Source organism: Kitasatospora sp. NPDC001539, assembly GCF_040298565.1.
GTDB lineage: Bacteria > Actinomycetota > Actinomycetes > Streptomycetales > Streptomycetaceae > Kitasatospora.
In genome coordinates this window covers 81993-96365 of the sequence record NZ_JBEPAK010000001.1, presented here as the reverse complement: position 1 = coordinate 96365, position 14373 = coordinate 81993, and the positions used below count along the sequence as shown (strand labels likewise).

General features: G+C 75.6%; 11 protein-coding genes and 1 tRNA gene. 3 read left to right on the top strand and 9 right to left on the bottom strand.

Translation table 11 applies throughout. The features are described 5' to 3' along the window. Positions 1-38: 38 nt before the first annotated feature. Positions 39-134 (bottom strand) — tRNA-Sec (locus tag ABT247_RS00430). A 122-nt stretch (positions 135-256) separates the two neighbouring features. Here ABT247_RS00430 and selD point away from each other — a divergent pair. Further along, entirely contained in the window at positions 257-1261 is a 1005-nt protein-coding gene (gene selD, locus ABT247_RS00425) for a selenide, water dikinase SelD (RefSeq protein WP_350735578.1), read from the top strand. A gap of 35 nt (positions 1262-1296) precedes the next feature. On the opposite strand, the gene fdh is transcribed toward selD, so the two are convergent. The 3 genes from fdh to ABT247_RS00410 form a co-directional block, all read right to left on the bottom strand. Beyond that, on the bottom strand, positions 1297-4539 hold the full coding sequence (gene fdh / locus ABT247_RS00420) for a formate dehydrogenase (RefSeq protein ID WP_350735575.1): 3243 nt from the start codon (positions 4537-4539) through the stop codon (positions 1297-1299). Between the two features lie 66 nt (positions 4540-4605). Next, entirely contained in the window at positions 4606-5514 is a 909-nt protein-coding gene (gene nrfD / locus ABT247_RS00415) for an NrfD/PsrC family molybdoenzyme membrane anchor subunit (RefSeq protein ID WP_502892353.1), read from the bottom strand. A gap of 47 nt (positions 5515-5561) precedes the next feature. Continuing rightward, positions 5562-6431, bottom strand: a complete 870-nt coding sequence (locus ABT247_RS00410) for a 4Fe-4S dicluster domain-containing protein (RefSeq protein WP_350735700.1) — start codon at positions 6429-6431, stop codon at positions 5562-5564. A 179-nt stretch (positions 6432-6610) separates the two neighbouring features. Between ABT247_RS00410 and ABT247_RS00405 the strand changes: the two genes are divergently transcribed. Continuing rightward, entirely contained in the window at positions 6611-6934 is a 324-nt protein-coding gene (locus ABT247_RS00405) for a hypothetical protein (protein ID WP_350735569.1), read from the top strand. A gap of 26 nt (positions 6935-6960) precedes the next feature. Here the strand turns inward: ABT247_RS00405 and ddaH are convergent, their stop codons facing one another. Together ddaH and ABT247_RS00395 are read right to left on the bottom strand one after the other, a co-directional pair. Next, entirely contained in the window at positions 6961-7788 is an 828-nt protein-coding gene (gene ddaH, locus ABT247_RS00400) for a dimethylargininase (protein WP_350735566.1), read from the bottom strand. Positions 7789-7893: 105 nt separating this feature from the next. Further along, the gene (locus ABT247_RS00395) at positions 7894-9363 is read right to left on the bottom strand and encodes an MFS transporter (RefSeq protein WP_350735563.1); all 1470 of its coding nucleotides are present in this window, start codon (positions 9361-9363) and stop codon (positions 7894-7896) included. 332 nt (positions 9364-9695) lie between these two features. On the opposite strand from ABT247_RS00395, the gene ABT247_RS00390 reads away from it, so the two are divergent. Then, entirely contained in the window at positions 9696-10757 is a 1062-nt protein-coding gene (locus ABT247_RS00390) for an iron-containing redox enzyme family protein (RefSeq protein WP_350735560.1), read from the top strand. On the opposite strand, the gene ABT247_RS00385 is transcribed toward ABT247_RS00390, so the two are convergent. The 3 genes from ABT247_RS00385 to lanL form a co-directional block, all read right to left on the bottom strand. Beyond that, a complete protein-coding gene (locus ABT247_RS00385; RefSeq protein WP_350735557.1) occupies positions 10731-11003 on the bottom strand; it encodes a CDGSH iron-sulfur domain-containing protein in 273 nt (90 codons plus the stop codon). The genes ABT247_RS00390 and ABT247_RS00385 overlap by 27 nt on opposite strands. Positions 11004-11019: 16 nt before the next feature. Further along, complete coding sequence (locus tag ABT247_RS00380; protein ID WP_350735555.1) at positions 11020-11676, bottom strand: HemK2/MTQ2 family protein methyltransferase; 657 nt, start codon at positions 11674-11676, stop codon at positions 11020-11022. A 125-nt stretch (positions 11677-11801) separates the two neighbouring features. Next, positions 11802-14372 carry a class IV lanthionine synthetase LanL gene (gene lanL / locus ABT247_RS00375; protein ID WP_350735552.1) on the bottom strand — a complete coding sequence of 857 codons (2571 nt, stop codon included), beginning with the start codon at positions 14370-14372 and terminating at the stop codon, positions 11802-11804. Position 14373 lies beyond the last annotated feature (1 nt).

Here is a 14373-nt window from a genome sequence, read left to right as displayed (position 1 = left end):
GACGCCGTCCACCGCCGCTGCACGGCCGCTGCGGCAGGTGGCGGAGACGGACGGGAATCGAACCCGCCTGTCCGAGATCCTCGGACACCTCGGTTTTGAAGACCGGGAGGGCCACCAGGCACCCGCACGTCTCCGCGTCAGCGCCCATGCAAGCGGGTGGGGCGCCGCGGATCAACGCACCACACCGGCCCGCCCGCCCGGACCGCCTGCACCGACCTGCCGCACCGACCCGCTGCACCGACCCGAGGGAACCGTCATGACCACCCGAGCCCCGATCCGACTCACCGGCTACGCCCGGGGCGGCGGCTGCGCCTGCAAGATCCCGCCGGGCGAGCTGGAGGCCGCGCTGTCCGGGCTGCTCCCGCCCCCGGCCGCCGGGGCGGCCGACCTGCTGGTCGGCCTGGAGAACGGGGACGACGCGGCCGCCGTCCGCCTCCCCGACGGCGGTCCCGCGGTGATCGCCACCGCCGACTTCTTCACCCCGGTCGTCGACGACCCCTTCGACTGGGGGCGGATCGCCGCCGCCAACGCTCTCTCCGACGTCTACGCGATGGGCGGCACCCCGCTGGTCGCCGTGAACCTGCTCGCCTGGCCGCGCGGGACCCTGCCCTTCGAGCTGGCCCGGGAGGTGATGCGGGGCGGCCTGACGGTCGCCCGGCAGGCGGACTGCCACCTGGCCGGCGGGCACAGCATCGAGGATCCGGAGCCCAAGTACGGCATGGCCGTCACCGGCATCGCCGACCCCGACCGGCTGCTGCGCAACGACGCGGGCGGCGCCGGGCTGCCGCTGTCGCTCAGCAAGCCGCTCGGCACCGGTGTGCTGAACAACCGTCACAAGGCGACCGGCGAGCACTTCCCCGAGGCCGTCGAGACCATGGCCGCCCTGAACCGCGACGCGGCCCGGGCGGCGCTCGCCGCCGGTGCCCGGTGCGCCACCGACGTCACCGGGTTCGGCCTGCTCGGCCACCTGTACAAGCTGGCGCGGGCCTCGGGCGTGACCGCCGTGATCGACACCGCGGCGGTGCCGTACCTGGCGGGCGCCCGGGAAGCGGTGCGCGACGGCTTCGTCAGCGGCGGTACGCGCCGCAACCTCGACTGGGTGGCACCGCACACGGACTTCGGCCGGGTGGCCGAGGCCGACCGGCTGCTGCTGGCCGACGCCCAGACCTCCGGCGGACTGCTGGTCGCCGGGGAGGTGCCCGGCGCGCCGGTGATCGGGGAGCTGGTGCCGCCGTCCGGCCGCGCCCTGGTGCTGCGCTGAGCGCGGCGCGGCACGTACGAGCCGCCGTGCGCCGGTCACGGCTCGGTGCCGGTGCGCTCCGTGATGCCCGCCCGCCGGCAGTACTCCCGGACCAGTTCCACCGCGGCGGCCCCGCGCGGCCGCCGGCCGGGCCGGATGTCGCAGGCCATCGCCTTGGCCTCCTGGATGTGGACGTTGGGATCCAGGGACAGGTGCAGCAGCTCGTTCGCCGCGTCGCCGGTGGTGCAGCCGTTCGGGCCCCAGTGGTAGGGCAGCCCGACCTGGTGCAGCGTACGGCCCTGGACGCGCAGCGGCACCATGCGGTCCGTGACCAGCACCCGGGCCTCGATCACGCCCCGCGCCGTCACCACCGTGGCCCAGCCCAGGTGCTCCAGCCCGCGCTCGGCCGCGAGCCCGGGCGACACCTCGCAGAACATCTCGGGCTGCAGCTCGGCCAGGTACGGCTGCCAGCGCGACATGCCGCCCGCCGTGTGGTGCTCGGTGAGGCGATAGGTGGTCGCCACGTACGGGAAGACCTCCGAGCCGGGTTCGCTGCCGCTCGGCTGGTACCGGTTGTCCGGCAGCGAGGGCATCAGGTGCCGGACGGGGTTGCGCTGCCGGCCGTACAGCGCGTTGTCGAACGGCGAGTCCTGCGGCTCGTAGTGGGTGGGCAGCGGTCCGTCGGTCAGTCCGGCGGGGGCGAACAGCCAGCCCTTGCCGTCCGCCTGCATCACGAAGGGGTCGACGCCCGAGAGCGCGTCCGCGGCCCGGGCCCCCGGCGGCGGGCGGTAGGAGGGCGCCCGGTCGACGGGGAAGTCGGGGACGTCGTGCCCGGTCCAGCGGCCGGCCTCGGCGTCCCACCAGACCAGCGCCTTGCGCTCGCTCCACGGCCGGCCCTGCGGGTCGGCGGAGGCCCGGTTGTAGAGGATCCGGCGGTTGGCCGGCCACGCCCAGCCCCACTCCTTGGCCACCCAGTCCTGCTCCGCGCCGGGCTTGCGCCGGGCCGCCTGGTTCACCCCGTCGGCGCGGACGCCGCAGTAGATCCAGCAGCCGCACGCGGTGGAGCCGTCGTCCTTGAGCTGGGTGTACGAGGACAGCGGGCGGCCCCGGGCGTCCCGGCCGTTGATCTCGGCGAGGACGGCCTCGGCGTCCGGCTCGTCGAGCGGACCGCGGGTGGGGTAGTCCCAGACCAGGTCGAGCAGCGGACGGTCCATCTCCTCGGTGGAGGCGGCGAGCTTCTCCCGGATGATCCGGCCGAGGTGGAAGGTGAACCAGAGGTCGCTGCGGGCCTCCCCGGCGGGCTCCACGGCCGCGTGGTGCCACTGGAGCATCCGCTGGGTGTTGGTGAAGCTGCCGTCCTTCTCGGTGTGGGCGGCGGCGGGCAGGAAGAAGACCTCGGTGCCGATGTCCGCGGTCCGCAGCTCGCCGCTCGCGATCTCCGGCCCGTCCTTCCACCAGGTCGCGCTCTCGATCAGCGAGAAGTCGCGCACCACCAGCCAGTCCAGGTTGGCCATGCCGAGCCGTTGCAGCTTGGTGTCGGCCGAGCCGACCGCCGGGTTCTCGCCGAACAGGAAGTAGCCCCGGCAGGTGCCCTCCCGTTGGGCCAGCACCGTCTCGTAGGTGCTGTGCGAACCGGTCAGCCGCGGCAGGTAGTCGAAGCGGAAGTCGTTCTCCGGCTGCGCGGCCTCGCCCCAGTACGCCTTCAGCAGGCTCACCAGGTAGGAGCGCATCTCGCCCCAGTAGCCCTTGTGGGCGGCCTCCGCCTTGACGAAGCTGTCCAGCGTCTCGTCGGGGTGGGCGTACGGCATCGGGATGTAGCCGGGGAGCAGGTTGAACAGCGTCGGGATGTCGGTGCTGCCCTGGATCGAGGCGTGTCCGCGCAGGGCCAGGATGCCGCCGCCGGGGCGGCCGATGTTGCCGAGCAGCAGCTGCAGCACGGCGGCGGTGCGGATGTACTGGGCGCCGACGGTGTGCTGGGTCCAGCCGACCGCGTACGCGAAGGCCGTGGTCCGCTCCCGTCCGGAGTTCTCCGTCACCAGCTCGCAGACCTGCCGGAAGACGTCCTGCGGCACGCCGCAGACCCGCTCCACCAGCTCCGGCGTGTAGCGCGCGTAGTGCCGCTTGAGCACCTGGAAGACGCAGCGCGGGTGGGTCAGCGTCTCGTCCCGCTCGGGCTCCTCCTCGCCGATCGGCGCGCCGCCGGAGCCGTGGGCCTCGCCGCGGCCCATGCTCTCCGTCCGCCGCTCGTACTGCTCGTCACGCTGCCCGGAGGCCGCCTGCACCTCCAGCCCCCGGTACTGCCAGGTCGCGGGGTCGTAGGTGCGGGCCTCGGGATCGAACCCGGAGAACAGCCCGTCGAGGTCCTCGGTGTCCCGGAAGTCCTCGCGCAGCACCACCGGCGCGTTGGTGTACGCCACGACGTACTCGCGGAAGTACTTCTCCTGGCGGAGCACGTGGTTGACGATGCCGCCGAGGAACGCGATGTCACTTCCGGCGCGCAGCGGCACGTGCAGGTCGGCCAGGGCGCTGGTCCGGGTGAACCGCGGGTCCACGTGGACCACCTTGGCTCCGCGCGCCTTGGCCTCCATCACCCACTGGAAGCCCACCGGGTGGCACTCGGCCATGTTGGAGCCCTGGATGACGATGCAGTCGGAGTGCTGCAGGTCCTGCTGGAAGGTCGTGGCACCGCCGCGGCCGAACGAGGTCCCCAGACCGGGGACGGTGGAGGAGTGTCAAATACGGGCCTGGTTCTCGATCTGCACCGCACCCAGCGCGGTGAACAGCTTCTTGATCAGGTAGTTCTCCTCGTTGTCCAGCGTCGCGCCGCCCAGGCTGGCGAAACCCATCGTGCGGCGGGTGCGCGCCCCGTCGACCTCCCACTGCCAGCCGGACCGGCGGGCCGCGATCACCCGGTCGGCGATCATGTCCATCGCGGTGTCCAGGGGCAGCGGCTCCCAGTCGGTGCCGTGCGGGCGGCGGTACAGCACCCGGTACTCGCGGGCCGCCCCGGTGGTCAGCTGGAGGGTGGCCGAGCCCTTCGGGCACAGCCGGCCCCGGGAGACCGGCGAGTCGGGGTCGCCCTCGATCTGGGTGACCCGGCCGTCCTCGACGTACACGTCCTGGCCGCAGCCGACCGCGCAGTACGGGCAGACGGACTTGACCACCCGGTCGGCCGTGTCGGTCCGGGGGGCGAGGGCCTCGGTGCGGGCGCTCCTGGCCGCCTCGCCCCGGCCCAGCGGGTCGGTGCCGGTCAGCTGCCGGTAGACCGGCCAGGAGTCGATCCAGGTCAGTACGCCCACGACGGGACCTCCTCGTGCCGGGCGCCCGCTCGCGGGCCGCCGACTCCCATCATCACCACGTGCACCTCATCCCGCAGCCCGGTGTTCGGCGTCCAGGCGCTCCCGCTGGGGGAGGACGGTGTACTTGGGATCCTCGGCGGACCGCACGCCGCCGAGGAAGACCCCGAACCGCAGCGCGGCGGATCCGGCCAGCAGCGCCGCCCCCGCGGCCGCAGCCACCCGCCGGTCCCGGTGCCCGGCGCCGAGCGCGAGCGCCGTCCCGAGACCGGTCAGCAGCTCCGCCGCGCGCATCAGCCGGCCGGGTCGCCCGGTGTGCAGCGGCTCGGCGCTCAGCCCGAGCCGGCGGGTCATCAGCCGGGTCGCGCCGATCTCCAGCGCGGCCCCGAAGGCGGCGGCGCGCCGGGCCGGCCCGTTCTGGGCGACCGGCGCGGCCAGCAGGCCGAGGCCCGCCGCTGCGGACACCGCGGACCCGCCGAAGACGAACGGCAGCTCCCGGTGGCCGTCGTGCCAGGTCGGCACCGCGGTGTCGCTGATCAGCACGGCCGTGTAGGTGCACACCGCCGGCCCCAGCAGGGCGGCTCCCGCCCCGGCGGCCCGGCCCACGCGCGGCAGCCGGCCGCTCAGGGCGCTCGCGGCGGCGGCGCCCGCCAGCGGCGCGTACCCGGACAGCAGCCAGGAACCGATGCTCATCGGCGAGGTCGGCTTGACCACCCGCAGCATGTTGAGGAAACGTCCCGGGCGGCCGAGGTCGTGGACCAGCGCCACCAGCGACAGGGAGATCGCCCCGAACGCGCCCACCTGCAGCGGTCGCGCGAGCGCGCCGTGCCCGGACGCCCCGGCGCCGGCGGCCAGCACCGAGGAACCGCCGGCGAGGCCGCCGAGGAACAGGTAGCCGGCGATGTCCAGCGGCTTCCAGACCGGCCGCTTCAGCACCGGCCGGCCGTAGTACGAGCCGAACTCCGCCGGCGGCACCATCGCCCGCTCCCCACGGGTCCGTCCGCCCCGCCCTGCGCGCGCCCCGCTCATCGGGCCCTCCGCAGACAGCACGCCGCCACGCCGGCGGCCACCGTGACGGCCGCGAGCGCGGCCCGGCGCCACATGGCGGGCAGGTCACGGGTGGTCACCACCGGGCGGGGCGGCAGGCCGTACACCTCGGGCTCGTCCAGCAGCAGGAAGAAGGCGCCGTCCCCGCCCACGCCGTCCTGCGGGTCGTGGCCGTACAGCCGGGCGCCCTCGACCCCGGCCTCCTGGAGCACCCGCACGCGCTCCGCGGCCTGTTCCCGCAGTTCCTCGAGCGGCCCGAACCGGATCGAGTCGGTGGGGCAGGCCTTGGCGCAGGCCGGCTCCAGCCCGGAGCCCAACCGGTCGTAGCACATCGTGCACTTCCACACCCGCCCGTCGTCCGGCCGCTGGTCGATCACGCCGTACGGGCACGCCGGCACGCAGTAGCCGCAGCCGTTGCAGACGTCCTGCTGGACCACCACCGTGCCGAACTCGGTCCGGAACAGCGCGCCGGTGGGGCACACGTCCAGGCAGCCCGCCCGCGTGCAGTGCTTGCACACGTCGGAGGACATCAGCCAGCGCAACTCGGTCCGCCCCTCGGGGGCGACCGGCGCGATGCGCTCGCCGTCCCCGGCGGGGCGGCCGAGGCGCTGCGCCTCGGCGAAGACGTCGACCCGGCCGTGGTCGGCGACCGTCCAGACGCCGCCCGGGGGCCTGCTCTGCTCGATGAACGCGACGTGGCGCCAGGTGTCGGCGCCCAGGCCGCCGGTGTTGTCGTAGGACATCCCGGTCAGTTCGAGGCCGTCCTCGGGGATCGCGTTCCACTCCTTGCACGCCACCTCGCAGGCCTTGCAGCCGATGCACACCGAGGTGTCGGTGAAGAAGCCCATCCTCGGCGGATGCCCTGGTCGCTGCTCCACAGCCGGTCTCCTTCCGTGGAGGCGGAAAACCGTGCACGCCTCCCGATCCACGAGACCGTCCGGGGCCCGGCCCCGCGAGCCGGGGGCACCCGGGCGGGTGCCGGTTACGCCCGGGCGGGCTGGGCAGCCGCCCGGTGGAGGTGTCGGCGATGGACGGGCCGGAGCTCTCCCGCCGGGAGCAGCGCATCCTGGCGGAGATCGAGGAGACCCTGCGGGCGGACGGCCGACTGGACCGTGCGCTGCGGACGATGCGGCGCGGGCCCCGTTGGGTGCTGGGCGGTGTCCTGCGGGGCGCCGTACGCGTGCCGTCCGCCGTCCTGGCGCTGCTGGTGGCCCTGTCGACCGGTCTGCTGCTGGTCAGCGCGGACGTCCACTCGCCCGGCGTGCTGGCGGGCTTCGGCGTGGTGTGGGCCCTGACGTCGCTGCTCGCGGGGCTGCGCCTACTGGGGCGCCACCGGGGCCTGCGGCGCTGATCCACCGCGGCCGCGGGGCGGCCCGGTCACGCCGGGCGCAGTTCGAGGGTGCAGCACTTCGGGCCGCCGCCGCCCTTGAGGAGTTCGGGCAGGTGGACCGGGACGGGGACGTACCCCTCGGCGCGCAGCCGGGTGGCGAGGCCGTGCGCGGCGGCGGGGAGCACGACGTGCCGGCCGTCGCTGACCGCGTTCAGGCCGAGGACCGCGGCGTCGTCCTCGGTGGCGAGGAGGGCGTTCGGGTAGAGCCGGCGCAGCACCCGCCGGCTCTCCGCGGAGAACGCCGGGGGGTAGTACATGATCAGGTCGTCGTCCAGGACGGCGAGCGCGGTGTCGAGGTGGTAGAACCGCGGGTCGACCAGCGTCAGCGTGACCACTTCGCGCCCCAGGAACCGCCCTGCCTCCCGGTGCGCCTCGCGGCTGGTGCGGAAGCCCGTCGCGGCCAGGATGCGGGAGCCGGCGAGCAGGAGGTCGCCCTCGCCCTCGTTCACCAGGCCGGCCGTCCGGACGGGGTGGTAGCCCGCGGCGGCGAACCAGCGGCGGTGCGCCTCCGCCTCCGGCGCGCGCTCGCGGTGCCGGAAGCGGGCCACCAGGGCCCGGCCCTGCACCACCGTCGCCCCGTTGGCGGTGTACACCATGTCGGGCAGGCCGGGCTGGGGGTCGATCAGTTCCACCTGGTGACCGAGGCGGCGCAGGACCGTGCACAGGTGGGTCCACTGGTGCAGCGCGGCCGTGCGGTCGACGGGCCTGCCCGGGTCCATCCACGGGTTGATGGCGTAGTCCACGGAGAAGTGGACGGGCGGGCAGAGCAGGTAGCGGCGCCGGCGGGCGGTTCGCGTCGGGGGAGGCCTGTCCATGCCGCCGCGCGTGCCCGGTTCGGACGGGTGGAAACACCGCGCCCCGCAGCCCGCCCGACCGGCCGGCCGAACGCCCGTCCGACCAGTTGGCCGGACGCCCGTCCGTCACACGGCCGGGCTGAGCCCTTCCAGGTCCCGGGGCCGCTCGGCGGAGCGGCGTCGCAGCGCGGCGGCGCCGCCCACCGTGCCGCTCACCAGCAGACCGCCGGTCAGCAGCGCGCCGCGTGCGCCGAGTACCTGGATCGACGCACCGAGCAGCGGCGGCCCGGCCAGGCCCCAGACCGTGCTGACGCTGCGCCAGGCGCCCTGGACCCGCCCGCGCAGGTGGTCCGGCGGGTCGGTCTGGAGGACGGTGGTCACGGCGGTGTCGCTCAGCGACTCCAGGACGGCCATCGGAACCACCAGTACGGCGAGGACCAGCAGGGTCGGTGACAGCGCCGCGAGGGCCTGGAGCACCCCGCCGGCCGCCGTCAGCACGGCCACCAACCAGACGGAGGGGTTGCGCAGCCGGCCGGCCAGCACGGCGCCGGCGGTGCCGCCGACGGCCAGGATCGTGGCGATCAGCCCGTATTCCCGGGCGCCGCCGTGCAGCGCGCCGTTGACGAAGGCGGCGAGGGTGAGCCCGTAGTTGCGGCCGAGCAGCGAGCCCAGACCGGTGAGGCAGGCGACCGCGACCAGCTGGCGCCGGCCGCAGAAGAAGACGATCCCGTCCCGGACGGTCTGCCGGGCCGGCGCCGCCGGCGAGCCGTCGGCCGTGTCGGCCGCGGTGGCCGCGCCGGCGTCCGCGGCCGGTCGCAGGAACGGGATGACGAGCGCGACCAGCACGAAGGAGAGGCCGTTGGCCAGGTAGGCGCTCGCCATGCCGAACAGTCCGACCGCGACGCCGGCGACGGCGGTGCCGGCCAGTCGGCCGACGCTGTGCACCACCGAGCCCACGGCGATCGCCGACGGGACGTCCTCGCGGGGCACCAGGTCGTTGCCGAGCAGGGCGCAGGCCGGGCCCTCGACGGTGGCGATCAGCCCGGTGAGCACGGCCAGCACCAGCAGGACGGGGACGCTCAGCGCGCCCAGGGCGACCAGCGCCGCCGTGCCGAAGGCGATCAGGGCCAGCGCCGCCTGGCTGACGGCGGCGGTGGTCTTCCGGGGCCACCGGTCGACCGCCGCGCCGCCGACCAGCCCGAGCAGCAGACCGGGCGCCACCTGGAGGGCCAGCGACAGCCCGGTGACGGTGGCCGAGCCGGTGAGCTGGAGGACCAGCAGGTTCTGGACCGTCAGCTGCATCCAGGCACCGGCGTTCGAGACCAGGTTCGCCGCCGACCACCAGCGCATGCTGCGGTGGCGCAGCGAGCGCCACGGCGCGCGGGAGCCCGGCCGCTCGGCGCCGGGCCGGACCGGCGTGTCCGGCGCGGTGGTGTGCGACGCGGTGGTGTGCGCCGGGGCGGCGGCGGCGGGCGCGGGGCCGGCGGGCGCGGGGGCGGTGTCGGGGGCAGCGGTGCCCGGACGGGTGGACGCGGACCGCTGGGCGGGCAGGAGGCTGGGCCGGTCGAGCGGCGACAGGACGGATTCGGGCAGCACGTTTCACAAACCGAGGGGCGGGACCGGCAGCGGGTCGGTCCGGGTGCACGACCTGTCGTGCACGGACCATGGCCGCGGGTGCCGGGTTCCGCAGCGGCGTCGTCCATCGTCACAGCGCCCGGCGGGTTCTCAAACGGTGGGCCCCGTCACACCCCCTCCCGGACCCCCTTCGCACCGCGCTGACCTGCGGATTCCATCCGCCGGTGGTCTTCCTCACACGGCCCGTCGGCAGCCCGGGCGGCGGCCGGTCCGCCGCCCGGGCCGGTTTGCCGCGGGGGCCCGGGGGCACGCGCCTGGGCGGGATACCGGGCGACGTCGGGAGGATGCCGGTGATGGCCAGCGGGACGACGGGCAGCGACGGCGAAGGGAAGTCGGACGTGGTGCGGACACAGCCGGGCAGGACGAGCCCGGTCGGGGCGCGCGGGCCGATCTCGGCCGCGGTGCTGGAGCTGGCCACGGCCGGGCCGCCCGGCACCGGGCGGCTGGTCGCGCCGCCGGGCCCGTTCACCGACCCGTGGGGCGAGGACCACCAGCTCGCGCTGCACCTCTGCTACGAGCTGCACGACCGGGGCCTGCCCGGGGTCCGTCCCGAGTGGGAGTGGGACCCCGAGCTGCTCCGCCTGCGAGGGCAGCTGGAGGAGTCCTTCCTCGCCGCGGTGCGCGCCGAGGTGCCCTCCCCGCCGCCGCTGCGGGAGGCGCTGGAGCGTCTGCTGGTGGAGGCGCCGGAGGGCACCGGGCCGTCGCACTTCCTGCTGGCCGAGGGGGAGCGCGGCCACGCCCGCGAGTACCTGGTGCACCGCTCGATCTACCACCTCAAGGAGGCGGACCCGCAGCTGTGGGTGCTGCCGAGGATCCACGGCCCGGCCCAGGCCTCGCTGATGACCATCGCGTACGACGAGTACGGGGCCGGGCGGCCGGACCGCGCGCACACCCTGCTGTTCGCCAGGATGATGGCCGCCTTCGGTCTCGACCCCGGCTACGGCCACTGCCTGGACCTGGTTCCCGCCCCGACGCTGGCGGTGGTGAACCTGATGACGCTCTTCGGACTGCACCGGGCGCTGCGCGGCGCGGCCGTCGGCCAGTTCGCCGTCATCGAGATCACCTCGTCGCCCGGCTCCGCGCGACTGGCGAAGGCCCTGGAGCGGCTGGGCGGCGGGCCGGACGGCACCCTGTTCTACCGCGAGCACGTCGAGGCGGACGCCGTCCACGAGCAACTGGTCAGGCGCGGGGTAATCGAGGAACTGATCGCGACCGAGCCGGAGCTGGAGCAGGACATCGCGTTCGGCATCGCCGCGGCGGAGATGGTGGACGCCCGCTTCGGCGAACACCTGCTCGGCCGGTGGCACGCCGGGCGGACCTCGCTGCGCTCAGCGCTTGCCGACGAACCCGTCTGAGTCCGCTTCCGGGGGGTGGGCGTCGGTGTCCGGCGTGTCCCGCGTGCGGCTGTCCGGCTGCTGGACGTCGCGCCCGGGGCGGCGGGCGCGACGGCGGTGGCTGGTGTCGCAGAACGGGTAGGTCCGACTCCGGTGGCAGGCGCAGATCGCCACCACGGGACGTTCGGCGGCCCGGACCGTGCCGTCCGGCAGCACCACCTCGATCGGGCCCTCGATCAGCAGCGGACCGTTCGCTACGACCGTCACCCGGGTCGCGCCCCGGTCACTGTTCCCGGACACCGCGCACCACCACCAGTTCCTCCTCGTACTCGCCGGGCCGGATCAGGCCGCGCCGCTCGAACAGGGCGGCCCGGGCCGCCATCACCGGCCCGAAGGCCAGGCGCCGCCGGGCCGCCACCTCGGTGGCCAGTCCGGCCCGGCGCAAGGCCGCCAGGGTGGCGGGAACGTCCGCGAGCGAGGACTGGACGATCAGCAGCACGCCGCCGACCGGCAGCAGGTCGGGCGCCCGGCGGCAGAGCCGGTTCAGCACGAACCGTCCGTCCGGCCCGGCGTCCCAGGCCAGGGCGGCGCCCCGGCCCGGCCGGTCGGTGGCGGTCGGGGCCGGTACGTAGGGCGGGTTCGCCGTGATCAGGTCGAAGGTCTGCCCGCTCACGGGTGCCAGCAGGTCGCCGCGGAGCAGCCGGATCCGGCGGTGGTGCAGCCGGGCGTTGAGCCAGGCCGCGGCGACGGCACGGGTGGACAGGTCCACCGCGGTGACCCGGGCGCCCTTCCGGGCGGCGACGAGCGCGACGGCGCCCGTCCCGGTGCAGAGGTCGAGCACCCGGCTGGAGGCGTCCAGGCGCTCGCGGTCCACGCACGAGGCCAGCAGCTCGGTGTCGTCCTGGGGCGCGTAGACGCCCGGGGGCCTGATCAGCATCATGCCGGGCGGTTGCCCGGATCGGCGCGGTCCACACCCGTGCCACCGGGGCGGGCCGTCCCGGGGCCGAGCCGCCGGCCCGCCGCGCCGACCCGGTCCGGCAGGGTCCCGTCCCGGCGCGGCCCGGCTCAGTCCAGCAGGCCGAGGCGCGGGCCGCCCCGGTCGTGCAGGCGCCGGAGGAACGCGAGCACGCCGGCCGAGCCGCCGGCCCAGGTGGCGGAGGAACGGGTGAGGCCGGTGTCCGGGAACACCGGGCGGGCGGGCGTGCCGCCACTGCGGCACAGGATGATCGCGGCGACGGTCTCGGCGGCGTCCCAGAACTCCGCCTTCCCGGAGGCCACCGCGACGTCCACCATCAGCTCGCCGACCCCGGCCAGCCCGCAGCACTGGGTGACCAGCGGCATCCGGGGCGCCAGGTCGGCGCAGCGGCGCGCGGCGTCCTCGGCGAGGGCGAGGTACTCGGGCGCGGCCAGGCGGTCGGCGGCGCGGACGAGCACCGCACCGATCCCGGCCAGGCCCCGGCACCACGAGCCGTAGCGGCGGGTCGCTCCCGGCGCGGCCGAGGCGGCGAGGACGTCCGGAGTGACGGCGGCGAGGCGGGCGCAGGCCGTCCGGGCCCGGCGTACCGCGGTCGGGTCGCCGGTCGCATGGCCGTACTCCAGCAGGAAGTAGGCGACGCCGGCCTCGCCGTGCGCCAGCCCCTCGGCCAGGGCGGCGCGGCCGGCCGGATCGGTGCGGGACGGTGTCAACCGGGCGGTGCCCGCGGCCAGCATCCGGGCGCATGCGGCGGCCACGGCGAGGTGCCGCTCGGCGTGGCCGCCCGGTGTGCGGGCGTCGCCCGCGGCGGCGTGCCGGGCGAGCAGCAGGCGGCCGACGCCGATTCCGGCGACGCCCTCGATCAGGTCCGCTTCGGGTGGTCCGCCGCCGGGCCCGGAGACGGGCAGGGCGGACGGGCTCGTCGCGTCGGTGTCCGCCGGCGCGCCGACCGGGTCGAGGTGCGCTCCGGCGAGGAAGAGTTCGACGCCGGTACGGCCCGAGTAGAAGCCGGGGGAGAGGTTCCGGGACTGGCCGGCCGTCCAGTGCGCCAGCGCCTCGACGGCGTCGCGCACCCCGGGCCGGTGCCGGTGGTGGAGGAGTTCGAGGCCGAGGCCCGAGCTGCCGCCGTAGACGTCGATCGGGGTGGGCACGGCGGCGCGTGCGGCGGCCGTGGGGTCGGTGATCCGGTGGGCCTCGGCCACGCAGAACGCGGTCGTGTGGTCGATGATCTCCGTGAGCAGGCCGTCGTCGAGGCGGAACCGCCGGCCTGGCGCCGGTCCGCTGCCGGAGCAGGGGGCGCTGCCGGCGGAGTGGCCGGTGCCGGGCGCGTGCGTTCCGGTGCGGAGGCGCTCGGCGCCGGCGGCTCGCACCTCCGGGTCGAAGCTCATCAGGTCGCCGACCAGTGCACGGAATGCGCGGTGTTCCGGACCGGGCAGTGCCCAGCCGAGGCCCAGCAGGGTGCGGTCCCGGTTGACGGCGGGATCGGTGTCGACGAGCACCGGGTCCAGGCCAGTGGCGGCGAAGCAGAGGGTCGCGCCCAGGGCGTAGTAGTCGTCGGCGGCCTCGGCCGCCCCGGCACCGCGCCGGACCGGACCGCTGTAGCCGGGGGTCGAGCCGTCCGGGGCGGCTCCGTCCAGTGCGCTGATGCCGAAGTCGACCAGCCGGCAGCGGAGCGAGCTGTCCAGCACGACGTTGTCGGGCTTCAGGTCACGGACCACCACGCCCCGGCGGTGGACGTCGTCCAGGACGCGCAGCAGCCGCGCGGCGAGATCCTGGAGCGCGTCGTCCCGGTACGGGCCGTCCTGCTGGACGGTGCGCCGCAGGTCGCGTGCGCCGCAGTCGGTCATCACCAGGTACTCGTCGGTGCGGTGGCGGAAGTAGTCGAGTGCGCGGGGCACGCCCGTGACGCCGTCGAGGGCGCGGAGGATCCTCCGCTCGTTGCGCAGCCGGTCGCGGGTGTCCGCTCCGGACTCGTCCTCGGCCACGAAGGCCCGGGCCTGTTTGACGACGACCGGTGCCCGGGTGGCCCGGTCGAGCGCCCGGTAGACGTTGCCCTGCGGCTTGCGCGCGATGCCGCCGGTGACCAGGTAGCGTCCGCCGCCGAGTCCGGCGCCGGTGCGCGGGCGGGCCCGGTGCTCGAAGGGGTCCTCGGCCCAGGGCGGTCGGCGGTAGGAGGCGCCGGCGAGACCGTCGAAGAGCTGTCCGTCCGGGCCCGTCATCACCGATTCGAGCCGCCCGCTCCGGCCGGTCCGGTAGTCGCCGGTGAAGGGGCCGTAGCGGTAGTAGACGGGGGCGTGGGGATCGACCCGGCGGTCGCTGACCACCGGCGGACCCTCCCGCCCGCGCAGCACGGCGACGAGTTCGTCCGCGAGCGCCACGACGGTGCCGGGCGCCGGGTAGACGGTGATCGCCTTTCCGACGGAACCGGCGCTCTTGGCCCCGGAGTTGAGCTCCCGGAGGATCTCCGGGTCGCCGGCCCACTTGGCGTGGCAGACGTGGCGTGCCAGCACCGGCAGGACGAGGGCGACCACGGCCTCCAGCTCGCCGGGGCGGGCGGAGACGTGCAGCTTCCAGCCGTGTTCCATCGCCGGCATCCGCGGGTCGTTCAGGAACGACCAGGTGTCGTCGGACCCTCCGCTGCGGCCGGCGATGGAACCGGTCACG

What these genes read in the sequence shown, in the direction of transcription:
- selD (WP_350735578.1), top strand. Translation starts at nt 257, where the DNA reads ATGACCACCCGAGCCCCGATCCGACTCACCGGCTACGCCCGGGGCGGC.
- nrfD (WP_502892353.1), bottom strand. Translation starts at nt 5,514, where the DNA reads ATGGTGCCGCCGGCGGAGTTCGGCTCGTACTACGGCCGGCCGGTGCTG.
- ABT247_RS00410 (WP_350735700.1), bottom strand. Translation starts at nt 6,431, where the DNA reads ATGGGCTTCTTCACCGACACCTCGGTGTGCATCGGCTGCAAGGCCTGC.
- ABT247_RS00405 (WP_350735569.1), top strand. Translation starts at nt 6,611, where the DNA reads ATGGACGGGCCGGAGCTCTCCCGCCGGGAGCAGCGCATCCTGGCGGAG.
- ddaH (WP_350735566.1), bottom strand. Translation starts at nt 7,788, where the DNA reads ATGGACAGGCCTCCCCCGACGCGAACCGCCCGCCGGCGCCGCTACCTG.
- ABT247_RS00390 (WP_350735560.1), top strand. Translation starts at nt 9,696, where the DNA reads ATGGCCAGCGGGACGACGGGCAGCGACGGCGAAGGGAAGTCGGACGTG.
- ABT247_RS00380 (WP_350735555.1), bottom strand. Translation starts at nt 11,676, where the DNA reads ATGATGCTGATCAGGCCCCCGGGCGTCTACGCGCCCCAGGACGACACC.